Annotated in this window: 20 protein-coding genes; 6 read left to right on the forward strand and 14 right to left on the reverse strand. The window is 47.4% G+C overall.

Features of this window, described 5'->3' with window-relative positions; genetic code table 11:
• Nucleotides 1-1,614 precede the first annotated feature (1,614 nt).
• The gene (locus EYR25_RS01570; RefSeq protein WP_133178284.1) at nt 1,615-2,595 is read left to right on the forward strand and encodes a GGDEF domain-containing protein; all 981 of its coding nucleotides are present in this window, start codon (nt 1,615-1,617) and stop codon (nt 2,593-2,595) included.
• A 277-nt stretch (nt 2,596-2,872) separates the two neighbouring features.
• On the opposite strand, the gene EYR25_RS01575 is transcribed toward EYR25_RS01570, so the two are convergent.
• The 7 genes from EYR25_RS01575 to EYR25_RS01610 form a co-directional block, all read right to left on the reverse strand.
• Nucleotides 2,873-3,337, reverse strand: a complete 465-nt coding sequence (locus tag EYR25_RS01575) for a hypothetical protein (RefSeq protein WP_133178285.1) — start codon at nt 3,335-3,337, stop codon at nt 2,873-2,875.
• A 675-nt stretch (nt 3,338-4,012) separates the two neighbouring features.
• Entirely contained in the window at nt 4,013-4,600 is a 588-nt protein-coding gene (locus EYR25_RS01585; protein ID WP_133178287.1) for a DMP19 family protein, read from the reverse strand.
• 460 nt (nt 4,601-5,060) lie between these two features.
• Nucleotides 5,061-5,447 (reverse strand): gamma-butyrobetaine hydroxylase family protein, encoded by a 387-nt coding sequence (locus EYR25_RS01590; RefSeq protein WP_133178288.1) that lies wholly within the window; start codon nt 5,445-5,447, stop codon nt 5,061-5,063.
• Between the two features lie 156 nt (nt 5,448-5,603).
• A complete protein-coding gene (gene hslU / locus EYR25_RS01595; protein ID WP_133178289.1) occupies nt 5,604-6,932 on the reverse strand; it encodes an HslU--HslV peptidase ATPase subunit in 1,329 nt (442 codons plus the stop codon).
• An 18-nt stretch (nt 6,933-6,950) separates the two neighbouring features.
• The gene (gene hslV / locus EYR25_RS01600; RefSeq protein WP_011073856.1) at nt 6,951-7,475 is read right to left on the reverse strand and encodes an ATP-dependent protease subunit HslV; all 525 of its coding nucleotides are present in this window, start codon (nt 7,473-7,475) and stop codon (nt 6,951-6,953) included.
• A gap of 143 nt (nt 7,476-7,618) precedes the next feature.
• Nucleotides 7,619-8,197, reverse strand: coding sequence for a type II secretion system protein (locus tag EYR25_RS01605; protein WP_133178290.1), 579 nt, complete (start codon nt 8,195-8,197; stop codon nt 7,619-7,621).
• 417 nt (nt 8,198-8,614) lie between these two features.
• Nucleotides 8,615-9,223 (reverse strand): response regulator transcription factor, encoded by a 609-nt coding sequence (locus EYR25_RS01610; protein WP_133178291.1) that lies wholly within the window; start codon nt 9,221-9,223, stop codon nt 8,615-8,617.
• Nucleotides 9,224-9,431: 208 nt separating this feature from the next.
• Between EYR25_RS01610 and EYR25_RS01615 the strand changes: the two genes are divergently transcribed.
• Nucleotides 9,432-11,237 carry a sensor histidine kinase gene (locus EYR25_RS01615; protein WP_133178292.1) on the forward strand — a complete coding sequence of 602 codons (1,806 nt, stop codon included), beginning with the start codon at nt 9,432-9,434 and terminating at the stop codon, nt 11,235-11,237.
• Between the two features lie 71 nt (nt 11,238-11,308).
• On the opposite strand, the gene EYR25_RS01620 is transcribed toward EYR25_RS01615, so the two are convergent.
• Entirely contained in the window at nt 11,309-12,220 is a 912-nt protein-coding gene (locus EYR25_RS01620) for a LysR family transcriptional regulator (RefSeq protein WP_133178293.1), read from the reverse strand.
• Between the two features lie 110 nt (nt 12,221-12,330).
• Here EYR25_RS01620 and EYR25_RS01625 point away from each other — a divergent pair, with 110 nt between their 5' ends.
• From EYR25_RS01625 to EYR25_RS01635, 3 genes are read left to right on the forward strand one after another with little or no spacing between them, the layout of a single operon-like run.
• The gene (locus tag EYR25_RS01625) at nt 12,331-13,467 is read left to right on the forward strand and encodes an alkene reductase (RefSeq protein WP_109287485.1); all 1,137 of its coding nucleotides are present in this window, start codon (nt 12,331-12,333) and stop codon (nt 13,465-13,467) included.
• A complete protein-coding gene (locus EYR25_RS01630) occupies nt 13,467-14,111 on the forward strand; it encodes an ester cyclase (protein ID WP_133178294.1) in 645 nt (214 codons plus the stop codon). Before EYR25_RS01625 ends, EYR25_RS01630 begins: the two co-directional genes overlap by 1 nt.
• Nucleotides 14,108-15,112 carry a polysaccharide deacetylase family protein gene (locus EYR25_RS01635; protein ID WP_133178295.1) on the forward strand — a complete coding sequence of 335 codons (1,005 nt, stop codon included), beginning with the start codon at nt 14,108-14,110 and terminating at the stop codon, nt 15,110-15,112. The genes EYR25_RS01630 and EYR25_RS01635 overlap by 4 nt, the downstream gene beginning before the upstream one ends.
• A gap of 60 nt (nt 15,113-15,172) precedes the next feature.
• Here the strand turns inward: EYR25_RS01635 and EYR25_RS01640 are convergent, their stop codons facing one another.
• The 5 genes from EYR25_RS01640 to EYR25_RS01660 all read right to left on the reverse strand — a co-directional run bounded on the left by EYR25_RS01640 (nt 15,173) and on the right by EYR25_RS01660 (nt 21,511).
• Nucleotides 15,173-16,333 carry a putative sulfate/molybdate transporter gene (locus EYR25_RS01640; RefSeq protein WP_165953539.1) on the reverse strand — a complete coding sequence of 387 codons (1,161 nt, stop codon included), beginning with the start codon at nt 16,331-16,333 and terminating at the stop codon, nt 15,173-15,175.
• 278 nt (nt 16,334-16,611) lie between these two features.
• Nucleotides 16,612-18,000 carry a tetrathionate reductase family octaheme c-type cytochrome gene (locus EYR25_RS01645; protein ID WP_088210015.1) on the reverse strand — a complete coding sequence of 463 codons (1,389 nt, stop codon included), beginning with the start codon at nt 17,998-18,000 and terminating at the stop codon, nt 16,612-16,614.
• Between the two features lie 47 nt (nt 18,001-18,047).
• Nucleotides 18,048-19,778, reverse strand: coding sequence for a DUF3373 domain-containing protein (locus EYR25_RS01650; RefSeq protein WP_023266903.1), 1,731 nt, complete (start codon nt 19,776-19,778; stop codon nt 18,048-18,050).
• A gap of 178 nt (nt 19,779-19,956) precedes the next feature.
• Entirely contained in the window at nt 19,957-20,286 is a 330-nt protein-coding gene (locus tag EYR25_RS01655; RefSeq protein WP_011718452.1) for a c-type cytochrome, read from the reverse strand.
• 493 nt (nt 20,287-20,779) lie between these two features.
• Nucleotides 20,780-21,511 carry an SDR family oxidoreductase gene (locus EYR25_RS01660; protein ID WP_133178297.1) on the reverse strand — a complete coding sequence of 244 codons (732 nt, stop codon included), beginning with the start codon at nt 21,509-21,511 and terminating at the stop codon, nt 20,780-20,782.
• A 161-nt stretch (nt 21,512-21,672) separates the two neighbouring features.
• On the opposite strand from EYR25_RS01660, the gene EYR25_RS01665 reads away from it, so the two are divergent.
• Nucleotides 21,673-22,512 carry a LysR family transcriptional regulator gene (locus tag EYR25_RS01665; RefSeq protein ID WP_023266905.1) on the forward strand — a complete coding sequence of 280 codons (840 nt, stop codon included), beginning with the start codon at nt 21,673-21,675 and terminating at the stop codon, nt 22,510-22,512.
• Nucleotides 22,513-22,576: 64 nt separating this feature from the next.
• On the opposite strand, the gene EYR25_RS01670 is transcribed toward EYR25_RS01665, so the two are convergent.
• Entirely contained in the window at nt 22,577-24,115 is a 1,539-nt protein-coding gene (locus tag EYR25_RS01670) for a tetratricopeptide repeat protein (protein ID WP_133178298.1), read from the reverse strand.
• Nucleotides 24,116-24,196 lie beyond the last annotated feature (81 nt).

The following is a 24,196-nucleotide window of genomic DNA, read 5'->3' on the forward strand; positions in this document are numbered from 1 at the left end:
TTAAGTTTTGCACATCCGTCAGAATAGAGTTTAAGTGTTCATACCATGCTATATGACTCGACTGGCCCAGCTCGACCCGCTTACCCTCTAGGCAATCCATAAGTAATACAACTTTGTTCTCTATACTTTGAAACGAATCTGCATGAACTGCATGCATAAAATCTCCTTCTTATAAGTATGTTGGGGTTTTTACAAACAATAAAACAGATTCAAAATCGCGCAAATTTATGCTCGCATGAGTCAGTAAATTGTCTGAGAAAAGTAAATCACAGAAATGCCCACTGCTTTTCTTTCGAAATGCAAGTCGAAAAACCGTGCGAGAGAGTGAAATTGTGGTATGGGAAAGGGATGTATAAAGGGCGTTTAAATGAGGTTTACATGGCCTCTTATCAGTGTTTAAACGTGATAGGCAAATGAGGCCAATAAGCGATAGAATCGGATGATCAAGTTTATAGCGACGCATGATCATAATTCGCGCCGCGCTACAATCACTGTGATTTGGGATTGATTAACTTCTTTGAGTGCCTAGGGCGTGTTGACGTTTCAGGGTTATTTTTGCAGCCAAATGCTGCCCGAAGGGCTCGTCTGGCAAGCCCTTGCGCTTACTTTCTGTCATAAGAGCCGCTCGTCATTTGAGTAGAATAACGACACATCATTCCTCGTTTCACGAGCATGTGCTTGCCAGAACGAACAAAATCCAATCTCGAAACGTCAACACGCCCTAATTTAGCTGACATTATTTAATCGCAAAGTCAAAATTGTGGAGCTTCACCCTCCTGATTTTCAACTTACTTCGATTAAGCGTATCCTCCTTGCTAATGTTTTCACTCGCAGCCAAGACGCCCCTCACGGAGTTGAAAGCTCCTTGAGCATTAAGCGTGATAATGCTATCGCGTCAGAGGTTTGTCTCTGATTTGACTAATATTATCTGGCATCTAATAGTCAGGATGACTGAATGTCGTGAAGTGCATGGTCAATGATCTGCCATATATCATGCTGATATTCTCCATTACCCTTTGGAGCAGATACAAGATAAGACCACGACTTGCTCACGCTACTAACGCTAATGTCCTGCGGCGACCTCGAGGGAATGGTATATCCTTTAGCCTCTGAGGCTATTAAGTCATTGTTCTGGCGTAAAAGTATGTCCGAACTTTCTCACTTTATTTTTGACGAATTTACGTTGTATAGCTCACAATAAAAAAATAGCGCTCACATGTTACATATGTAGTGAGTTGAATCCTCTAGTGTATGAAGAAGGTTTATGATCTTAATTCATTGAAAATATTAATATTTAATTTGGTTGCGTTGCGTTCTGCCAAAATGGCTAAAAGTATCGATTGAAGTATTAGATCCAAATCACCGTCTCTTTATTATCAGTTGTAATGACAATAGTCCTTTAGAGGCCAAAAATTTTAAAAAGAGAATTTATTACGCTATGAAGGCATTATCGAATGAGAAAAACAGACATTACTTACGAGAACCCGCCAATTTAAGGACTCTGAGTTAGAAAGTCGTTTTATTGGCGTAAAAATAAATCAAGACAAGCACATTGCCAGACTGCTACTTGCCGTCATTGCATTAGTGTTATCTATCCTGCTCTGTTTTGACCATATGGTTATCAAGCAGCAGTACTGGCCTGCGATAGCCTTAGTTTGGCGTGGCGGATTAGTCATTTGCTGTATAGCGGCTATTTTTATGTTGCGTCATTTAAAAAATGTCGCCTCCTTTAGGGCGGTGACTTTTATACTGACAGCATTTATTTTTGCGAATTTACAAGGCATGGTATTAATTTATAAAGACGATTATTTTCTCCATGCTTTATTTGATATTATCATTGTAATTGCAATTTATTTTTCAACATTATTTAATGTGTTAATGTCGATTTTTTTATGTTCTTTATATTCCTTGACCGGTTTTTTAATTATTTATGTATCGAAAGATATTGACGCCTATTCTTTATTTATTGTTGGCATGGGATATCTTGCTACAAATTTAACAGGTGTGATTATCTCTATTCATGAACATACCCTAAAGCGACGTTTTTATTACAGAAAAGAGTGTCTACAAAATTTTGCCGCAGATATGAAAAACATGGCATTTCAGGATCCACTTACTAAGATTAACAATCGAAGAGCATTCTATGAGTCGTTTGTGACATATCAGAGAATGGCAAACAGGTTTAGAGGCTCTGACAGTGATGTCTACTTTGTATTAGCAGATATTGATTATTTTAAGAAAATCAATGACGAGTATGGTCATGACGTTGGCGATCAGGTTTTAGTTTGTTTTGCCCATTTCTTAAAAAATTCAATCCACTCAACCGACCAAGTGTATCGATTTGGTGGTGAAGAGTTTTTGCTCATATTTGAAGGTTATTGCTATCAAAGTGCAATACAACGGACTGAAGAATTAATTAAAGCGCTTAATGAAAAGCCGCTGAAGCTTGATGATTTATCCATTGCGGTTACAGCGAGTTTTGGCTTGGCTGTGTTGAAGGATTCTGACACTGATATCAGCGTAGTATCACGTGCCGATAAAGCATTATATCAAGCAAAGAGAAGTGGGCGTAATCGACTTTGTACAATGGAATAATATATGCGTCTTTTTATTTTCAAAAAACAATAAAGCAATATTGACACTCAGCTGTAATGACGACTTGCTGATACCAAGTATGCAGCGTATTAAGCTGATCGCCTAAAATCAGCCTGACCGTATGGAAGTGCTGTAATTGCTGCCGTAATTGGATTAGGTGGACTCTGGTGGATGACTATTGCAATTAAGGGTTACGGTGAAATGGGGAGCGGGATCAGCGCAAAGGCGGTTTAAGCGCAACCCTCGCCCTTCATTCGGCGAGGGTTGGCGGCAAAATTTAACCTTGATTCTTGGTCAATTCAACAGGTATCAGGGCTTTCATCGGCGTTGCACTAACCGAGAGTAGCTCACCTTTGTGGTAAACAAATAAGGTGAGGACGCTCTCCAACGTTGTCTCAGTGGCGTAGGTTGTCACAATTGTCGTTGAGCAGCTCTCTTTAGCACAATCAATCGGCAACAGTTTTGGGGAGAAGGAAGCTTGACTGATATCTACCGATTCGTTGTTGCGAGTGATATGTTCTAACTTTGCTGTTTTATCCAAGTCAAAGCTATATGAATAAATCACTTTGCCGTCTTCAGTCCATACCTGCAGTGTTGCTTTATCATTACTTTTATCTTGAATAATTTTTTGGCAGTACCCTTCTTTGCAGGGCGGTAACTTATCGTTGGCCACTGTTTGGATGGTAAAGCATGTACCCCAAAAAACAGTGGCTAGCATCAAAATTAAATTGTGTGATTTCATATAATTCCCTTTAATGATGAGTGGATAGAGACTGTGTTACCTGAAGCTGCTCGAAAAATGCCCAATATGTGTATCGTTATCATAGCAATTTGTCAATAAGCGTTGGTGTGGCTTAAGCGATTAAGCACCTAAGTTCTTAAACGCTGCCTGCAGTGGTCGCTAGGAGTTACTTTGGTGCCGCTTGGCATTGAAATGGGTAGTGCGCCTTCGCTGACCTAAAATAGTGCTACGAAGGCAAGGGTTTCATGCCGTTTCATTGGCTGACAATGACGCTTCATTGAAAGATATGGAAAGATAGGACATGCAAAACTCTTTTAGATTAAAGCTTACACAGAAGTTACAGAATACACATACCCTCGGAGTTGCCGTAGGGCATTTGCGTTCGTTGCGTGAGCGAGGCATGGTCGTTCATGTGCATCTGATCCATAGGGAAATGGAAAATGTCAGTATGATGTATGGAACATCATTGACCATGCACTTCACGACATTCAGTCATCCTGCCTATTAGATGCCGAGATTGCGCCAGTCGAATCAGGGACGAGCAGCCTCCTTGGTCGACTCTTGATTAAAATCAGGGGATGAAGCCCCACGACTTTAAACTAAAAAATTTTACTGTTAGTTTCAGTTAACGTATCGCTTAATTACTTGCGAAAAGTTCTCACAATAAACCCGCAATTATTCGATTGCGTTAACCAATCCAGTTTGTATCGCATAGCTCTCTAGCTTGATATCAAGATTATCCAAGTCTTTATAAAACTCATCATCGAGTTGGTCGAGTCGGGCTTCGGCTACTGGATTATCGGTTGAGGCGAGGCGTTGGTCTCTATCTGTGGGGACGGGATCGTCGCCAAATACCGCTTGTTTAGCCTGTTGTAATAGAGCTAATGAGTGCAAAGCGCCAATTTGCTTAAGGCCGCGCTCGGCGACAGCATAATGCTCGCCCGATGAGTTATCGAAATACTGGATAAAGCCGCCGTTGTAGACTTCGCCAGAGAGGCAATTGACGGCGTAATAGTGCTGCGCTGCTTCACTTAACGTGTGAAAGCCCTGTTTGTCGTCGTGCACCTGCACCACTATATCTCGCCACAGGGCTCTAAAAGGGCAGGTTTTATCTAATTCCCGCTCCTTTTGGTAATAGGCTTTTGCCTGTTCGATATTTTCGCGATTGCCGTTTTTGCAGGGCATACATAAGCCCGCGTTGCGCTCGGCAGTGCTGGGCATGATTAAGGTTTTGCAGGCTGTGCAAGGGACTTTTTCCGACATTATCTTTCCTTAGATATTCAGGTCAGCAAGAGAAGTAACAGATTCACAAACTACCCATGGAATGAATCGAGACACCCATTGTTAAATTTTGCAATACCGATGACTCTCTTGGTATTTGCAGCCAACACGTAAGTTACAGAAGTTCACCTTCCCCTGCGAAGTTGCCGCGGGGCGTTGGAATAAATTGCGTGAGTCCGGTCATGGATGAACGGCTAGCTTTCGCAGGTGCAGGGGCGAATGAAAATCAGTGATTTTCGCGCTTATGAGCGAGAGGTAGGGACTGCCGAACTGGGCGCTTTACATGGATGTAAAGCGCATCCTTCGGAAGCGATAGCAAATTTGGCAATGAGCCCAAGGGGCTTTCAACTCCGTCGGGGACGCCGAGGGATATCCAAAAGGGGAACAGGCGCTTTTCCCCTTTTGGTCGGGTGTGGGGTGAAGCCCCACGACTTTAATTCGATTAGTTGTACTTTATATTCATCGCGATCAGCGGTTCGCGGGAAGCCTTTTCGGCTCGCAGGCGTGCTAGGTATTTTTCCCATAATTCCACTTGGTGAGTGGCGAGATCGTAAAGCACTTGCCAGGAGAAGAGCCCCGTATCGTGGCCATCGTCGAAGACGATTTTTACAGCGTAGTTACCTACGGGTTCGATGCGGGTGATATTCACATTTTTCTTATGGGTGACCAGCTTAGGATTACCGTGACCATGCACCTCGGCGGAGGGAGAATAGACGCGTAACATCTCACAGCTGAGTTGATACTGCTCGCCGTTATCGAAGCTGATTTCTAAAATGCGCGATTTACGCTTGAGCTTAAGATCGGTGACATTGGGTGTGCTAGTGGTCATAGGTAGTGCCAAGAAAATGCTGAGAATGGACAAGCTGTAACATAACAATTTGTGGCTAAGGTTACAAAGTGTAAGCCTTAGCCACTGTCACAATTTTGCACCAATGTTCGGGATCTTGGGATACCGAACATTGCGTGCTTGCGCTAATAGATCTTGTTACAGGATAAAGCGGCTTAAGTCTTCGTCTTGAACCAGATTATCTAAGTGAGCACTCACATAGTCGGCATCAATCACAAATGAGCTGCCAGACTTGTCGGAAGCTTCAAAGGAGATATCTTCCATCAGCTTTTCCATCACGGTATGCAGACGACGGGCACCAATGTTTTCGGTGCGCTCGTTCACCTGCCATGCCGCCTTGGCAATGCTCTCAATGCCAGACTCGGCAAACTCAATGGTCACACCTTCGGTGGCCATTAAGGCGATATATTGCTCGGTCAGTGAGGCGTGTGGCTCGGTTAAAATGCGTTTAAAATCATCGGCTGACAGTGCATCTAGCTCAACGCGGATCGGTAAACGGCCTTGCAGCTCTGGGATTAAATCCGAAGGTTTTGCCATTTGGAATGCACCCGAGGCGATAAACAGAATATGGTCGGTTTTTACCATGCCGTGTTTAGTACTCACAGTGCAGCCTTCGACTAACGGCAGTAAATCGCGCTGAACGCCTTCGCGGGATACGTCAGGGCCAGAGGTTTCGCCACGCTTACAGATTTTGTCGATTTCGTCGAGGAACACGATACCGTGCTGCTCAACCAATTCAATGGCTTGCTCTTTTAAATCTTCCTGATTAACCAGTTTGGCCGCTTCTTCTTCGATCAACAGCTTAAAGGCTTCTTTGATCTTCATTTTGCGGCGTTTGGCCGGTGCTTGGCCCATGTTTTTAAACAGACTTTGCAGTTGGTTGGTCATTTCTTCCATGCCGGGTGGCGACATGATTTCAATACCAATTTGCGGCTGGGCCACGTCGATATCGATTTCTTTGTCGTCTAATTGGCCTTCGCGCAGCTTTTTACGGAAGATTTGACGGGTATTGGAGCTGGTATCTGTGTCGGTGTTGTCCCAGTCATTTTTAGGCTTGGGCAGCAGCGCATCGAGAATGCGCTCTTCAGCGTGTTCTTCGGCGCGTTGGCGGCATTTGCCCATTTGTTGTTCGCGGGTCAGCTTGATGGCGATGTCGGTTAAATCACGGATGATTTGCTCGACTTCTTTACCCACGTAACCGACTTCGGTGAACTTAGTGGCTTCAACCTTGATAAATGGTGCGTTGGCGAGCTTTGCCAAACGGCGGGCGATTTCGGTTTTACCCACGCCAGTTGGGCCAATCATCAGAATGTTTTTTGGGGTAACTTCTTGACGGAAATCGGCATCCAATTGCATACGACGCCAGCGGTTACGTAGGGCGACGGCGACGGAACGTTTGGCCTTTTTCTGGCCGATAATATGGGCATCCAGCTCGTGGACAATCTCACGGGGGGTCATTTCAGACATAATATTCCTCACGCCCTGTTAGTAATTAAGTTCTTCTATCGTTTTGAATTGATTGGTAAATACACAGATGTCGCCAGCAATCGTCAGCGATTTTTCTGCAATTTCCAGCGCCGATAATTCGGTATTTTGCAGCAGTGCCAGCGCCGCCGCTTGGGCATAGTTACCGCCCGAGCCAATGGCGACTAAATCATGCTCTGGCTGCACTACATCGCCATTACCTGTGATGATAAGTGAGGCTTCGGCATCGGCGACTACCAGCATGGCCTCGAGTTTGCGCAGCATACGGTCGGTACGCCAATCTTTGGCCAGTTCAACGGCCGAGCGTAATAGGTGACCTTGGTGCATTTCGAGTTTGGACTCGAAACGTTCAAATAGGGTAAAGGCGTCGGCGGTGCCGCCTGCAAAACCTGCCAATACTTTGTTGTGATACAAGCGACGCACTTTTTTGGCGTTACCTTTCATGACGGTATTGCCTAGGGAGACTTGGCCATCGCCGGCGATGACAACTTGGTTATTACGGCGTACTGATACGATAGTGGTCACAATGAATCCTCTTCTCTTGCCCGCAATGAAAATCCTGCGGTGGATGATGGAATAGATATGGGGATGGATGGTTAGATTTCAAGTGAAAGCGGAAAAAGCCACAGGGCGTTGGGGATTTTATGCCCTGTGGCTGGTAACGGATATTACTGCGATAAGGTAGAGCGGCCGACAACGGTGCGGCCATCGAGGGGATAGTATTTTAGCTCCCAATTTTCGCTGCCAAGGCGGCGATCATCCGACACATAGTTAAAGTAACAATAAGTGTTAGGGTCGGTTATCGCGCCGCCGCTGTACCAATAGACGATATCGACATTGGGGATTGTTTGCCAATCGAAGTGAGTGGCGAGGACTGTGTCCGGATTATCGAGTAAGGATTGCCACAGTTCGCCGCAGTAAGCGCCTTGTAATTGCGTGCCTTGGTTGCTGCTTTGGGCTGTGTCTTTTCCGAGGGGAAAGCCAGTAGTGGTGGAGTCGACTGTGCCATCACCATAGCAGGCGAGATTTTGGGTATAACCCGAGTGTCCACCCGCAAGCCAACAACTGTGATACAGTTTTACGCCAGAGGTAAAAGCGGCGAAGGCGGCTTTTGCCCGCGCATCGTGGGCATCCTGGCTGAGATTCATAAATCGAGGGGCCGCGACCACGGCAAGAATCCCTAAGATGATGATAACGACCACCAGTTCGATTAGGGTAAATCCCTTAGATGTGTGTAGACGGCTCATACTGCTTACCTGTTGCTAAGATGGCTGTATTTTAGCGTAATTTTTGTAGATGTTCATTAAGCTATTGATAGACAATTAATTTAACTAACACATTTGCTACATTTGTTGTTTGGATTTAGGAAGGCGAGGCGGGGTTTTTAGAGATAAAAAAGCCCCGAGAACACTGGCCGAACTCGGGGGAAGGTTCAAAGCAGTGGATCTTTAATGCCTACGGGACATAAAGGAGAGAACCTGAGCTGAGTGTGGCAGTGAATGGTGTTTGACACAAAGCCAAAGTGACAAACTGCGACAGCTTGTCGCAGGTGCTCAGTTGATTGCAGTTGGTTAATCGACAGCAGGTAGCAGATAAGCTAAGTGTCTATGTCTTGAATCGGTTAACTGGCTCTCGATCGTTTCCATCTTTCGAGGTTTATTGGATTACTCTGGTAAGAGTGTATTTAGGTGGGCTAAGTGCTGTACTAATTCAGCCATATTGTTCACTTCGAGCTTTTTCATAATCTTAGCCCGATGTACTTCGATGGTTCTTAGGGATAAGTACATGGCTTCGGAGATCTGCTTGTTGGTCATGCCTTGAACCACATGAGCTAATACTTGTTGTTCGCGCTCGGTCAGTTGGGCAAATTTTTGCTGTAGATGCTGTTGCTCAAAACTTGTTTGGCTTAGTTTGTGTGCTTTTTCAATGGCTTGAGCTAAGGCCTTGCCCGATGCGGGTTTTTGAAAAAAGTCGCAGGCGCCCTTGCGGAAAGCGCTTAATGCCATGGGCAAATCCCCGTGTCCCGTGAGAAAGATCACTCCTAGCGGACTTTGGGTTTCAAGCAGTTTTTGTTGTACTTCTTGGCCAGTGATCTCCGGCATTCGGCTATCTAAAATCACACAGCCAGCCTGTGTTAACAGGCATTGGGCTAAAAAGTCTTGTCCACTGCTAAAGGTTTGTACTTGATAGCCAAATTGTCTGAGCATAAAGCCTAAGGAATCGAGAATCGCTTCATCATCATCGACTAAATACAGTGGCAGCTTTGTAGACATGGTTTCCCTTGCGGTGGTTTGTGGCTCTCTTAAGCTTAAGTCTGCTGGGGTGCAGGCTCAATTTTAAGCCTAGGTCTTGGGAGGTGTATCACTAAATTAGCCAAATCCCATTGGGTAAATATCAGAGTTTGGCGCCATTCACAGCTTAATTTTTGCCTAGCGTATAAAGTATTCCTAAAACAAAGGCATATAAGACAAGGCGATAGCAATGGGAACTTGGTGTAGGGCGCTGGTGGTGACTTGCTTCTTGAGTCTGATGGGGCTCAATTTGTCCTATGCCGATGAAGAACTTCCCCTCAATGAATTTAAAGTCGGGGTGCTGGCGAATCATGGCGTGTTACAGGCGAAACAGCGCTGGCAGCCTATGATGGATTACCTTAGCGAAAACGTTCCTAATAGCCGTTTTGAAGTCGTACCCGTCGACTTTAATGGTATGCGTAGCCAGTTGCTTAGCAACGACTTGCAATTTATTGTCACTAACCCTGGCCAGTATCTGCACTTGAGTAATAATTTCCCCCTCTCGTGGCTGGCGACCATGAAAAGCCGCAAACATCAGGGCAGTACTTTTACCATCGGCGCCACCATTATTGTGCGCGCCGACAGCCCTATACGCAGCTTGCAGGATTTACGGGGTAAGAATGTGGTCGCCAGCGATCCACAGGCGCTTGGTGGCTATCAAGCGGCGATGGGATTGCTGCATAAAATGGGTTATTTGCCGGAGCAATTCTTTGGTCGAGTACAATTTCTCGGATTCCCTTTAGAACCGCTGATTTATCAAGTGCGCGACGGTAATGCCGACGCCGCCATTGCGCCTTTTTGTACTCTAGAGGAAATGATTGAAACCGGGCTTATTAATCAGGCCGATTTTCGGGTAATTCATCCAACCAATCCGCCTGGTTATGATTGTGAGGTCAGCACTCAGCTCTACCCCAACTGGTCATTCGCGGCGGCGGATACAGTATCGCCGCGTATTACCATGCAAATCACCCGTGCTTTGTTTGACTTGCCCGCCGACCATGTGGCGGCGATTACCGCTGATACCTTAGGTTGGACCGCGCCGGTGAGTCAGCTAAAGGTGATTGAATTATTTAAAGAGTTGCAACTACAAGGTGCGGCGCCGCCCCTGTATCAAACCGTCTATAAATGGATGGAGAAAAACAAAGAGTGGGGCGGGGTATTACTACTGATTTTTATCGTGTCGACCATTTATCACCTGTGGCTCGAGTATAAATTTCGCCAAAAGAGCGAGTTTTTGGTCAGCACCGAGCGGCAGTTAAAGGATAAAGCCTTGCAGCTAGAGCGGTTGCAGAGTGCGGCGATTCTCGGGGAGATTGGCGCCGGGCTGGCACATGAATTAAATCAACCCATAGCCGCTATTACTCAATACAGTGAAGGCGCCATGATACAGCTAGAAAGACTGGGGCAGGATAATCCTGAACTCTATGATATTTTGGGTAAAATCAACGCGCAATCGATACGGGCGGGGGCAGTTGTACACCGAATTCGCGGTTTGCTTAAGCGCCGTCAGGCCAAGGCTGAGCCGCTGAATGTGACGTTAGTCGTCAAAGAAGCCCTCGCACTGCTGCGGCGCGAGTTAGACCGCGCCGAGGTACAAATCACTGTCGAAGTTGAAGGCCATCCCTATGAATTAATGGGTGACAGTGTTGGCTTAAGCCAAATGTGGGTCAACCTAGTGAAAAACAGTCTCGATGCGCTGGAGGCCTGTAAGGATAATCGAGCACGGCAGCTAAGGATTGAGATCTATTATCACTCTAGTGAAATCAAGGTATTAGTTATAGATAATGGCGAAGGGTTACAAGGGCAAGCTAGCGAGTTGATGGCCTCATTTGCCTCCACCAAGGATGCAGGGCTTGGCTTAGGCTTAGCCATTTGCAAGGATGTCGTTAGCCGCCACCATGGCAGTATTCAAATTGAAAATTGTCAGCAATCGACACTCGCTAGATTGCCTTGGCAGCAGGGGTGCGTGGTAACTGTGGTGCTACCTAAAGGCTAGTTTTCCCTTTAATAACCTGAACGATTGAGTCGCTGTGGTTTAAATCAGCCAAGTTGCCTCTAAGCTAAGCTCTAAGGCGCTGGATATTCTTGGCTAAATTGCTGCAGTTTTTGCACTAAAAACTCAATGGTGCGGCGTATTTTATGGCTTGGATAGTCGGTTTGCAGATAGACCAATTGCAGTGGCACCGGAGGTGCGAGTTTATCGGCTAGGATAAGCTTTAGCCTGCCTTCGGTGACATCCTGTGCCACATCGAGCCAACTTTTATAGGCGATACCTCGCCCCGCCAGTGCCCAATCGCGCACAACGGCACCATCATTACAAAAGCGTTTTCCTCTCACTTCAATCTCTACGGCTTCATCATTGTGGCTGAATTTCCATTTCTGCCATGGCTCACCTCCACGATTTAAGATCAACACTTGGTGTTGACTCAGTTCGTTCAGTGTTTGTGGTTCTCCATGTTGAGCAAGATAAGCGGGGGAGGCAACGAGCACTCTTGGCGTCATCGACAGTTGGCGTCGTTTTAGATTGGAATCTTCAAGCTGGCCATAGCGTAGGGCTAAATGGATATTTTGATCGATAAGATCCGCCATATGATCGCCAAAATAGAGTTGGATCGACAGGTCTGGCGCACTATCCATTAGTTCATCTAACCAACCGCGGATCCGCGTGCGGCCAATATCAGAGGGGAGAGCGATACGTATTTCACCTTTGAGTTCGCCCCTATGTTCGGCCAAATTGGCAGAAGCAGTTTCGAGTAAAACTAGGGCAGGCTTGGCGGCATCGAGAAATATTCGCCCTTCTTCCGTGAGTTGCAATCGCCGAGTGGAGCGAGCAAACAGCTGACAACCTAGCTTTTTTTCAAGCCGTTGTAGGGCGGCGCTAGCGGCGGCGGGCGTCATGCCGACCTCTTTACTGGCGGCGGACAGGCTTTCGAGCGCAGCGATACGAAGAGCGAGTTGCAGATCATTTATATGGTACATATCAAATTATTTTTGAAAATGATTTAAATATTTGGCCGATTATCAATATAGATTAATTAATGCACTATTGCACTCAGATATTCAAACTTCATTTATGGTTCGGAGTGCATATGAGTTTATTTACAGCCTATGAGTCAGCGGCGCTGACACTGCAAAATCGTATCGTGATGGCGCCGATGACTCGGGCGCGTACCACACAGCCTGGGAATATTCCCAACGACTTAATGGCGCAATATTACGCCCAGCGTGCTTCGGCAGGTCTGATCATCACCGAAGCGACCCAAATTTCGGACGACAGCCAAGGCTACTCTTTTACCCCCGGCGTTTATACCGAGGCACAAATTGACGGCTGGAAAAAAGTCACCGCGGCGGTTCATCAAGCGGGTGGTAAAATCTTTAATCAAATCTGGCATGTGGGCCGAGTGTCCCATCCCATTTTTCAGCAGGGCGGGGCGCCTATTGCACCTTCGGCGATAACCCCTGTTGGCACTAAGGTGTGGATTGTTGATGAACAGCATCCCGAGGGGCAAATGGTGGACTGCCCCGAGCCGAGGGAAATGACCCAAACAGATATCGACCGCGTAGTGGCCGACTTTGCCAAGGCAGGGGCAAATGCCGTTGCCGCAGGTTTCGATGGTATCGAAATCCACGGTGGTAATGGTTATCTCATCGACCAATTCCTTCGAACTAACTCTAATCACAGAACCGATGCCTATGGCGGCACGCCCGAAAAACGTATTCGCTTTTTATTGGAAGTGGTTGAAGCGGTAAGTGCCCAGATTGGCGCCGATAAAGTAGGCGTTCGCCTCGCACCCTATGTGACTTTTAAAGACATGGCTTGCCCTGAGATAGTCGATACTATCCTGTTAGCCGCTAAGCATTTATCGGCGTTGGGCGTAGCATATTTGCACTTGTCGGAAGCCGATTGGGACGATGCGCCACAGGTGCCTGAGGCTTTCAGAATCGAGCTACGCAAAGTATTTAAAGGCAGCATTATTGTGGCGGGTCGCTACGATGTCGAGCGTGGCAATGAGGTTATCGAAAAAGGTTATGCCGATTTAGTGGCCTTTGGTCGCGCCTTTATCGCTAACCCCGATCTGCCCTATCGTTTAGCCAATCAATTACCCCTATCACCCTTCGATAAGGGGCCATTATTTGGTGGCAGTGCGGCTGGATATACGGATTATCCAAGTTATCAAACGGCGCTGCGAGCTGTGATCCGCTCTAGTGATGATGAGGTGGCATAATGCAACATCGTACTTATTGCGCCGTTGCGCCTTGGATAAAAGTCGGTTTATGGAGCTCAGGATTACTCGGCTTAGCCATTATAGGCTTTGCGCTTGCGAGTCTAAGCATGACGGCATTTGCCGCTCAAGGGGGTTCAACCCAAGCCAGTGTTGATGTCAAAACCGCTCTTACTCCTAAGGTAACGGCAATGGAGCTGATCAGCGATGGTTCACCACAGGCTGAATCTATTGCCCACGCCGCTTTGCTATACGCTAGTTTTTGGGATACAGGCGACCCAACATTTGCCCACTGGGCATTAGCGACCAGTTTTATCGATCGCACCTTGCCAGAAGGTCGTGCACAGGGGATTACTGGTCCGCTCGACGCTTCTAAGCACTTCAGGGCGGCGGTGCCCGATCTCTCGGTAACCGTCGAGCATCTGCTGGTGGTCGGTGACCGTGCGGTTGTGCGTCTCCGCTTTAATGGCCATTTTACCGGTGTCTTTGGTGAACAGCGTGGACAAGGGCAAAAAATTGATTTTCGCGCCGTAGATATGTACCGAGTGCGTGATGGTTTTATCACAGACAACTGGCACCTTGAGGATTATCAGACGCTATTTAGCCAGTTTGCCGCTAAAGCTGTGACCACAGGAGCCAAGTCATGAACCCACGTCGACAATTTTTAAAGACCAGTCTACAGGCGGGCGGTGCTTTGGTGGCGGGTGTAGGGCTAAGTCAATCAGCCTTTTCCATGGGGTTACCAGGTTTAGTGGCACTCGATGATCAAACACAAACTTCTGTTGGAGGCAGTATGAATAAGCGTTTTTGGCCTAATGGCGAACAACTAGTGATTTCTATCTCCATGCAGTTTGAGGCTGGCGCGCAGGATAAAAACGCCGAAGGTCCGTTTCCACCAATGGAGCAGGGTTATCCTGATACTATTACCCCCAGTTGGTACGACTACGGGATGAATGAGGGGATACCGCGTTTGCTACGTTTATGGCGTAAGCACAATATTCAGGTGACATCCCACATGGTGGGCCGCGCCGCCGAATTACATCCACAACTTGCCAAACAAGTGGCGGATGAAGGCCATGAGATTTCAGGCCATGGGCAGACGTGGACACCGCAATACAGTATGTCGCCAGCGCAGGAGCGTGATTCTTACATCCAGAGTATCAATACCTTAGAAAAGATTACCGGCCAGCGTCCCATAGGGTTTAATGCGTTTTGGATGCGCCACAGCACCCAAACCTTAAATATCCTGCAGGATTTAGGCTTTATCTATCATATTGATGATCTATCAAGGGATGAACCTTCAATTATCCCTGTGCAGGGTAAGCCCTTTGTCGTGGTGCCTTATACCTTACGTAACAATGATATAGGTCGCTTTGGTGGCAATACTGCGATGACGGCTGCCGCCTTCTTGCAGGAGCTTAAAGACGAATTCGATATGCTTTATCAGGAAGGCGCATCCCAGCGGCGGATGATGTCAATCAGTGTGCACGACCGTATCGGGGGGGCGCCAGGTCTTGCCAATGCCTTAGACAAGTTTATTCAATATGCTAAGGAACACGCAAAAGTAGGTTTTATGCGTAAGGATGCGATAGCGAAATGGACGCTGGCACAAAAGGATACGCCCACCAATCCTGCAAGAACATTTTAAGAGATAAAAACACAGCACAGGGAGGTGCTGTGTTTTTTACTTTCTTGGAGATATTGGTGCTTAACGCATGGCGAGCATGGCCCAAGTGCGGCGCCCTTGCTCGAGAAGAATACCAACAGCCAGCCCAGCGGCGGCGTTGACAGCCAAGCAAGTGACTGCGGTTGCGAGGATCACAAAGATACAGAAGGGCTTACCATCAATAAGGCGTTTTGACCACGCCAGTTGCAAACCGCCGATGGATAGCAAACTGCCGAGAATTGCCACAGGAATAAGCCCGAGCAACCACGCAATTTGGCTATCCCAAAACAGGGCAATCACCACACAAGTACCACCGAAGATTAATGGCGCGAGGTGAGTGCGCGCGCCAAAATGGTATTGCACCGCAAGGCCACCCGCCCCATGGCACATGGCCGCCGCCCCAAAAGGCGCGAGTAACAAATTGGCAAGCCCAGAGCTAATGGCCAAGTTTTTAGGCGTGAGTTTGGCGGCGTCTTCGGGGAATTTTTCCTGCGCCATGGCCGAGGTAGCTATCACTGCATTGGTTAAGGTGAGGGCGAGCTGCGGCAACACCAGTAAAATCGCCGCCGAGCTCCACTCATTAAGACTAGGCCAAGCCAAATGTAGGGAGGCGCTCAAGGCGGGAATAGTCAGGCTGCTAGTTATTTCGGTTTGGCTGTTGGCTTGCCACAACATGCCCGCAGCAATAACGAGTGGCATAGCAAGGTAACGTAAAGGTAAGAATTTACTCACAAATAGCAAGGCAAACGCGCCGAGTCCGAGCAGCCCAAAGTCGCTCATCATCTTAGTGCCCATCCACATTAATTGCAGTCCAATAGCAAGCTGGATACCAACACTCACGGCTTGGGATAATTGCTTGGCAAGCCAAGTAATGGCGCCACTAAAGGCCAAAATTAACAGTATGATACCCATCAGCATGGCGCTTGCTTGCAGCATCCCGGGCGTTAAGCCTTGGGCGATGACGAGGGCAGCGATGACCTTCATGGGTTGGACGGGAATAGGGCGGTGATAAAATAAGGCGCTTAATATTGCGAATAGGCCAAAGCCTAAAAATATCCCTTGGGGCGAAAATTGGTTTAGGGCAATTAAGCCCAAGACCAAAGGTAAAAAAGTGCCTAGGTCGGCGAATGCACCGCTGGTTTCACCGAGTAAACGGTTGAGCGGTTGAGTGGGGTGCTGTGTTGGGGTTTTGCCCGCGGTCATAGAGGTTGCCACAATTGAACATTGCCTGATTAGGCAAAATAAATGCCATAAAAATCAGTTAATTTGACTTATAAACAGAGCCAAACTCCTTTTCGTGCCAATTGGTTGAGACAAACTGGGACAGTGTTATTTTTTAACTGCGGCGATTTGTCTTTGTCGGCGGATATACCACGATAAAAAAGAGAGCTTAGCCAGCGGGTGCTAAGCTCTCAAAGGTTTGCAGGGGAGCGATACTCGCTATGCCTTAAGTTTGGTTAGGCGATAGCGAGTGGAACAGCTTATGGTTGCTTATGCTTAGGGCCTTGCTTGTTTTTCATTGGGTCGCCTTGATAGCCCAAGGCTTGCCAATCGAGGCGAGTGCCTTTGTTATGGCAATCATTACAGTTAAGCGCTTGCTCTTTAGGTGACACCATGTGGTTGATCCGCCACCACATTTCAGTGGCAGCAAAGTCATATTCACCACTGTATTTAATACCTTTTTCCAACATGGTTGGATTGGCTTCCATACCCAGTTTCGCCGCTAAATTCCAATCAAACTCGCTCCAATATCCGCCCTTGCCATAGGTTTTTGGGGTGATAAAGATGTTGAGTTTCTTGTCGTAAATCTGCTTACCGGTATGCACCTTAAAGGGATAAATCTTGGCTTTAGCATCGTTAATATCGCCCATAGGGTAGGTCAGCTTAGTGACGACATTCGGGTCCATTTTGTCCCCCGCCATATAAGCGTTAGCCGTGCCGTTGTACCAAGCGTACTGGGGCTTGACCATTTTCTCCCACACAAAGTCACCCTTTTTCTTTTGATAGGTGTGTTTACCATATTGATCTACGGTTTCAGGCTTATCATCCCCTGCGGTTGACCAATCCCAGTGCATCTTGGTGGGTTCATTCTTAGCGAAGAAGGGAATATGGCAGGTTTGGCAGGCCACGGTTGCGGTATGGGTATTGAGCTTTTTGTTGCTATGCGGCGCACTCTCGTGGCAGTTCTCACAACCTATATGGTCAATACCGCCAGGGGATACGCCCATCGCATTACCTGATATTTGATGTTTTTCAGTGGTATGGCAGTTTTGGCATTGGAAGTTATTGCCGTCGCTGTCCATGTGTACATCAGTGGCTTTATCGGGATAGGCCATGGAGGAGTCTAGATCCCCATGTTTGACCGCATCACCACCGCCACCATAGAAGTGGCAGCTACCGCAGTTATCCCGCACGGGTTCACCCACGTTTTGCGCGATCTTCGCCAGATCGAGTTTTGCCATGGGTTCACCTGCACCAGCAGGGTCTTTTACATAGGTGCCTGTAGTGTCGTGGCAGACTAAGCAGTCCACTTTGGTTTTATCTTTAAAATCAAAATTGCTGTCCTTCCAACCATAACCAGCGTGGCAGCTAGTGCAGCGAGGCTCGTTGCTGGAAATCGACACACAGAAGTTATTGATACTGTTTTTCTTACCGCGTAATACGGTTCTATCGGGGAGCTTTTGTTCTAATTCCCATGTCCAGTGGGAGGTTTTCATCATGTCCGTGGCTTGTTCTTCGTGGCAGGTTAAGCACTGAGTCGTGACCTCAGAACCTGTGGCGAAGGGGCCTTTAAGAACGTCTTTATGGGGATTGGCAGCCTGCGCTTGCAACGCCATACCCGCTAAGGCAATAACAATGAGTTTTTTCATTCTGTACTCCTGCCCTCGGCGATACCGAGGGCTGAATGGCGTCTAGGTTAGAAGTTAATGGTCAGCGAGGCGTTAACATCGAAGGCCTTATCGACTACCGGTAGCATCGAGTAGGCTGAGCCCGCTAGCACCTCATCGATTTTTTGTGGTGCGCCCACAGGTGTGCCGCTACCTGTGTATTCGTAGTCGTAGTAGAGTCCAGCCAGTTTGATAAACATTTTGGGATTGATATCAAAGATGTAATAGGCTTCGCCGACATGGCCACGGGTGGCTAACTTGCTACCGATTGGGTCATCTTGGGCTTGGGTGAAGGGCGTCCAATATTTAGAACCGTAGTTATATTCCAAGCCAAACTTGCCGTAGGGCGCTGGGATTTGGATACCTACATAGATGCCATAACCATCTTTGGTATCGGTATCATCGCTGGTTTTTGGCACCATGATGATTTCGGTCCCTGTGCTATTGAGCTCAGCTTCAAACACCGCATCGGATAACATGCCGCCGAACATGCCAGCATTGCCATTTGGCTCTGCGCGTGTCCAACCCAGTGATGCAAACCATTTAATATCGTTAGCTTCTTCCCGCGCAAAGCCAATGCCGCCAAGGTACATATCACCAATGACGCCGCTAGGTTGCACTCGGGTGACAAAGTTAAAGTTGTCAAACTTTTGCATATCCTGGTACATGGTGGGGGCGAAAATTCCCGCCAGTTGGGTCGGGAAGGCCATAGTGCCTTTAAAGCCGTCGTTCACGTCTTTGGCACCAAAAAGGGTAAATTGCAGGAAGTTAGTACCGTCGTTGATGGCATCGATATTAAAGCCGCCGAGGTGAGTATCCTTGGTGACGATATCACCAAACATTTCGCCATTACCCCATTGGGATTCAAAGCCTTGGCCATAACAGAAGCGAACCACTTGCCCCTCAACTCCAGTGATTTCCCCTAGGTTGTAGCCTAAGGTTGCACCGTCGAAGTTAAAGTTAACTAAATGGCCCGAAGGTGTGCCGCCACGCAGTTCGTTTTCACGGTAGTGGCTTGGTGGGCCATAGGTGGATGGGCGGCGGCCAATCGAGAGGTAAAACTCGGAGCCGTTGATTTTTTTCCAGTCGAAATAGGCGCGCTCTACTCGCAGCCAGTCACCGCTGGTGTTACCGCTGCTGGTGCCATCCATAGTAAATGAGCGCCAAGAGTCGAACACTTGTACGCCTGTGGAGTCGCCCCAGTTTTTGTACATGCTCAGACGACCGGCAAAGCTGACGTTATCCCATACCTTGGCCTTAAGATTTAACCGCAGGCGAGTGGTGTAAAAGATATCGTTATCAATATCTTGGATATGTTGCTGCGCGAGTACATAGGGCATCACGCCCTGTAACATGCCATTTTGAAAGGCGGCCGCAAGGTCTGGGTTGGCTTGCATCATCTGTCCGAGAGGTGAATTAGGATCGTTTGGCATCCCAAAGGCGCCGGACATGGCCTTGGCGCCAAAGTCATTAAAGTTAACCTTAATGGCGGGGTTCCAAACGACATCGCGGTAATGCAGTGAGTGAGCCTTGGTTCTAAAGTCGCCGGTGATTTCAAGGCGATCTAACGAGGTGTGGCGTTCGGTTTTATCGACACGACTATTGAGTTCATCGAGCTGTTCGGTGATATCGGCAAGCTGTTGTTTCAGCTCTGCCATTTTTTGGGTGTCGGCTGGCGTTTCGTTGGCTGCGGCAAAGGTTTGGCCGGACATAAACAGCGCATTAGCAACCAATATCGAAATGAGTGTACGTGTACGCATAGGGTTTCTCCCTGAGTGTTCCGCTGGCACTGGCTCAAGGCTCTGTGCCAAATTTACCCAACAGGAGGCCCTGAGGTGTGCTCCCCATTTTTCTCTTATTGGGCTTGGATTTTATTTCAATGGGTTAACTTGCAGTTGCAGGCCTGCGGTTATCCCTTTGATTTAGGCTCAGCAGCAATTAACCGCAGGTTTGCGGTTGCTCCGAGTCGGCAGCATGGTCATACAGAAATTGCTGTATATCTTTGAGATCTTGCTCAGTGAGGCCATTGAATACCTCAGGTTTGAGTTTGTGTTTATCTTTGTCGAAAAAGCGATCCCATTGGCTCATGGTTTTGCTCATTGGGGTTAGCTCGCCACCTTCACCACCTTGGCTATGGCAGGCTTTACATTCTTTTTTATAGAGGTGCTTTCCTTTTTTAGGATTACCCCCTTCGGCGGCATAGGCTTGAAGGCCTAAGCTACTAATCAGCGCGACGGCGATTGCGATCTTAGTTGAAGTTTTCATCATCTCATCCTTTCTTAATTGTCATTCACATGACTTTGTTGGTGGAATGTGGCTATTGCTTCCACCTTGTGAATAAATTTATCAAAGGTGATGGGATGTTTATTTGAGGTATATCACTTCCATTAAAAAAATCTAATTGATAAAAATTTCATTGATAAAAATCTAATTGATTGGTGGTGGAATGATTTGGGTAGGAATTTACAATTTCAAAAACAATGATTTGTTTTTATTGCTAAATTAGCCTGTTGTGTCGCAGCTAGGGTTTTAAGTCGGATAGGGCGGAAAAATGAGAGTGATCGAGTTAACACTTTGTAAAATTTGCGATCGCTAAAGTAGTCGTTCGGAATGATTTAGCTCCATTTTTGCTGTGTGGAGGGGGAGGTTTTTGCCGCTAGGCGTTGAGCACACTCGGTCGATTTTTATATTTTTAAACGCAGTGGCACTCGCACACTGCGTTTTACCCATGACTATAGCGAGGTCGTGCCAAGCACGTTGCTTAAGGTTGCTGGCGTGTTGGCGCTAACACTATCTCACGCACACAGACATTTTGCGGTTGTTGCCAAGCAAATAATGCTGCTGCGGCAACGTTTTCGGGGGCAATCACGCCGCCCATTTGTACTTTCCAATCTTGATAGCCCGCTTTGATAGCATCATCCGTGGTGTGGCTTAAGAGTTCTGTCTCGACCGCTCCTGGCGCAATGGTGATTAGGCGTACATCGTCCATTGCGACTTCTTCGCGGATGTTTTCGGTTAAGGCATGCACGGCAAATTTTGTCGCGCAATAAGCCGCATGGTTGGGGAAGGTCTTACGTCCCGCCACTGAGCTGATATTGATAATGGTGCCGGTTTTGCGCGCCTTCATTCCGGCTAACACTGCATGGATACCATTGAGTACACCCATCACATTGATATTGAGCATGCGGCTCCATTCGTTGGGATCTTGAGTATCAATTTGCCCAAGCAGCATGACGCCAGCGTTGTTGATAAGGCAACCGACTGGGCCAAACTGTGCTTCCGCTTGGTTAATGGCGGCCTTGATAGCGTCTGCATCGGTTACATCAACGCTGATGGATAAACTGTTTGGTAAAGCAAGAGCTTGCATTGCCTCGACTCGGCGCGCTAACAGTAAGAGTGGGTGTCCTGCGGCGCTAAATTGTTCGGCGATGGCGGCTCCTATGCCCGATGAGGCGCCAGTGATCACAACGAGGGGCTGAGTAGTATTTGTCATTTGTCATTCCTATCTTTGTAAGCGTTAAATGGGGTTGATTGATGAATTTCTAACTTGGACGTTAGTATAAGTGGCGGTTTTTGGACTGAAAAATACTTATTTCCACTGAATATGATAGGCTTTACCTATGACAGCATGCTGAGAAGATAAGGTGACGGCAAATGGTTGATTTACGCCTATTAAGGTTTTTTATCGCAATTTATGAAGAAAACAATATTACCGCGGCGGCAACACGTTGTTATGTCAGCCAGCCCTCGCTCTCTGCTGGGCTTAAACAGTTAGAGGAAGAGCTTGGCGGCGCCTTATTCGAGCGCAGTAAAAAGGGCGTAAAAGCTTTGGATAGTGCCCACTATCTTTATCCACTGGCAGTTAAGTTGGTGGAGGAGGCCAGTAAATTACCCGCTCTATTTATGGCAAAAGCGAGTCGACAAAAGCTGCGCTTAGCCGTGATGCCCGATCTGAGTCAGCGTCGTCTTGCAGGGTTATTAACTCAAATCAATCAGGCGATTAGCCATTTAGATTTAGAGCTGGTGGATTATCAAAGCCCTGCGGATTGCAGGTTAACCTTAGACAGTTTACGCCATGAGGATGAAGTGTTTTTTCCGTTATGGGAGGAGGACTATGTGCTGTGTGTGCCGAGTGAGCATAGGCTTGCGCAGCTCAGCAGTATTCGCCCCGAAGAGTTAAGCCAGTATGACTTTATTGAGTGCCCACCCTGCGAGGCGCATCAGCAAACCATCGGCTTACTCGCCTGCAGCAATTTGTCGCTCAATTTGGTGGCGAAGGCGGAATCTAAGTCTTTAGTGATGTCGCTGGTTCTGGCGGGATTTGGGGTGAGTTTTCTCCCCGATGGATTAATCGAAGACGAGCCTCGGCTTAAACAGATTAAATTCGATGGGCCTAGGATGTTTCGCCGTATTGGCTTGTGTTATCCATCCCATCAAACCGTTGCGCCTACGCTGGCAACATTGCTGCGGCATTTGAGCAAAACCACGGCTTAAGCCGTGGTTTTTAATCATAGGGTTTGGCCAAACAGCTAAACCCCAGTATTCAGCAACTTAATCCTTATTCATTACTCTGTAAGTAAGGTGCTAGCTGAGTTTCAATCCTCTCGATTTCATCTTGGGCATACAACAGCTCGGACTCCGTTAAGCGGGATAGGGCCTGTTGTTGATACAAGAGTTGATCGCTATTCATCCCGTATTTACCAAAGTTGCGCAGTAATATACTCGACCAAATATATGTTTGTACTGGTTTATCAATCGACTCATGGCGGTTGATATCAACGAGGGCTTGCATACCATCTTGGCTGCCCAAGTCGGCAGCTTTACGGTACCAAGTCTCTGCGGTTTGCAGCGCTTCGCGGCTCGGATGCTCACCCTTGCGGTAGATTTCTGCTTGGTTAAGATGGTAATAAGCCTGCTGCTCATTGGGGATTGGGTGTTGATGCAGAAAGTTATTACAAAGGCTTTGGGCTTCGCGGATCTCTAGGGTGCCCAAGCGCTTACTGAGCTTCTCATATGCGTCTTGATAATCACTGATATGGCTCATGGCCGCCAGTTGGTAATACATTAAGGCTTTAATCGGTTGGCGCGAGACGCCTAAGCCTTCCTCGTAGATTTTACCTAGGCCGAATAGGGCTTCTTCTTGCCACTGGGACGCCAGCGTTTCAAATTCTGTTCTTGCCTGCTGGTAGTCATTATCCGTTTGTGGGTCGAGTAGTTTAAGGTGTGCCAGCGCTAACTTAGCAAAGACATTGTCAGCGGCGCAGGATTTTTCTAACCAATGGCGGGCCTTACCGTAGTCGACGGCAAAATCTTCACCATAAAGGAAACGTTTGCCTAGGTAAAACTGACGAAAATCATTTTCTGCGGCATATTCGCTGAGTAAAGCTTCGGCGCGGACGAGGTCCTTAGGGCCGCCTTGGCCTGATGCCAGCATATGGCCTAAGTTATCTTTTGCAAGTTCATCACCGGCGGCGACGGCTTTCTCAAAGTATTCCCGCGCTTTGCTATAGTCGGGCGTAACACGTTCATCGTGCCAGTAGAGTGTACCTAAGTGGTAATAGGCATCTTGGTTTCCTTGGGCAGCCGCCTTTTCGAACCAATAAATGGCTTGGCTAGCATCGGGATCGAGAAAGGGTTGTCTGAGATACAAATAGGCTAGCTCATATTGAAACTCGACTTGCCCCGCTTCTGCACTGGCTTTGAGCTGTTCTACCTGTTCGCCTAACTGCTCGGGTGTTTGCGCCTCAGAGGCGACCAAGCTAGTCAGGGTGAGCATGGGTAAATATTGTGGATCGATCTCGGCGGCCTTTCGATACCAATCATTAGACGCTTTGATATCGGCCGGAACCTGTGGGAAACGGCCCGAATACAGTTCGGCCATGGCAATGGCTGCCACGGCGAAACCTTTATCGACGGCCTGCTGAATATAGTCTAGGCCTGAATTGACTTCGCCTTGATTGATTAATGTCAATCCATGATTGAGTAACGCTGAGGGTTCTCCTGCGGCAAGTGCTTCGGCTTGAATCTTCTTTTTTTGGTACTTTGCGAAAAAAACAAAGAGTACGATAAAAGCTATAATGATAAGTATCAACAACATAGTATTCCGTCACTATCGATATTTGGGCTGCACAGTAAACGCGTATCCCGAAAAAAATGCAAGTTAACTGTGTTAGATGGG

Origin of the sequence: Shewanella decolorationis (assembly GCF_004354305.1) — a bacterium.
Lineage (GTDB): Bacteria > Pseudomonadota > Gammaproteobacteria > Enterobacterales > Shewanellaceae > Shewanella > Shewanella decolorationis.

Coding starts and splice junctions, on each gene's coding strand:
- EYR25_RS01570 (WP_133178284.1), top strand. CDS start 1,615: ATGGTTATCAAGCAGCAGTACTGGCCTGCGATAGCCTTAGTTTGGCGT.
- EYR25_RS01575 (WP_133178285.1), bottom strand. CDS start 3,337: ATGAAATCACACAATTTAATTTTGATGCTAGCCACTGTTTTTTGGGGT.
- EYR25_RS01585 (WP_133178287.1), bottom strand. CDS start 4,600: ATGTCGGAAAAAGTCCCTTGCACAGCCTGCAAAACCTTAATCATGCCC.
- EYR25_RS01590 (WP_133178288.1), bottom strand. CDS start 5,447: ATGACCACTAGCACACCCAATGTCACCGATCTTAAGCTCAAGCGTAAA.
- hslU (WP_133178289.1), bottom strand. CDS start 6,932: ATGTCTGAAATGACCCCCCGTGAGATTGTCCACGAGCTGGATGCCCAT.
- EYR25_RS01605 (WP_133178290.1), bottom strand. CDS start 8,197: ATGAGCCGTCTACACACATCTAAGGGATTTACCCTAATCGAACTGGTG.
- EYR25_RS01610 (WP_133178291.1), bottom strand. CDS start 9,223: ATGTCTACAAAGCTGCCACTGTATTTAGTCGATGATGATGAAGCGATT.
- EYR25_RS01615 (WP_133178292.1), top strand. CDS start 9,432: ATGGGAACTTGGTGTAGGGCGCTGGTGGTGACTTGCTTCTTGAGTCTG.
- EYR25_RS01620 (WP_133178293.1), bottom strand. CDS start 12,220: ATGTACCATATAAATGATCTGCAACTCGCTCTTCGTATCGCTGCGCTC.
- EYR25_RS01625 (WP_109287485.1), top strand. CDS start 12,331: ATGAGTTTATTTACAGCCTATGAGTCAGCGGCGCTGACACTGCAAAAT.
- EYR25_RS01630 (WP_133178294.1), top strand. CDS start 13,467: ATGCAACATCGTACTTATTGCGCCGTTGCGCCTTGGATAAAAGTCGGT.
- EYR25_RS01635 (WP_133178295.1), top strand. CDS start 14,108: ATGAACCCACGTCGACAATTTTTAAAGACCAGTCTACAGGCGGGCGGT.
- EYR25_RS01640 (WP_165953539.1), bottom strand. CDS start 16,333: ATGACCGCGGGCAAAACCCCAACACAGCACCCCACTCAACCGCTCAAC.
- EYR25_RS01645 (WP_088210015.1), bottom strand. CDS start 18,000: ATGAAAAAACTCATTGTTATTGCCTTAGCGGGTATGGCGTTGCAAGCG.
- EYR25_RS01650 (WP_023266903.1), bottom strand. CDS start 19,778: ATGCGTACACGTACACTCATTTCGATATTGGTTGCTAATGCGCTGTTT.
- EYR25_RS01655 (WP_011718452.1), bottom strand. CDS start 20,286: ATGATGAAAACTTCAACTAAGATCGCAATCGCCGTCGCGCTGATTAGT.
- EYR25_RS01660 (WP_133178297.1), bottom strand. CDS start 21,511: ATGACAAATACTACTCAGCCCCTCGTTGTGATCACTGGCGCCTCATCG.
- EYR25_RS01665 (WP_023266905.1), top strand. CDS start 21,673: ATGGTTGATTTACGCCTATTAAGGTTTTTTATCGCAATTTATGAAGAA.
- EYR25_RS01670 (WP_133178298.1), bottom strand. CDS start 24,115: ATGTTGTTGATACTTATCATTATAGCTTTTATCGTACTCTTTGTTTTT.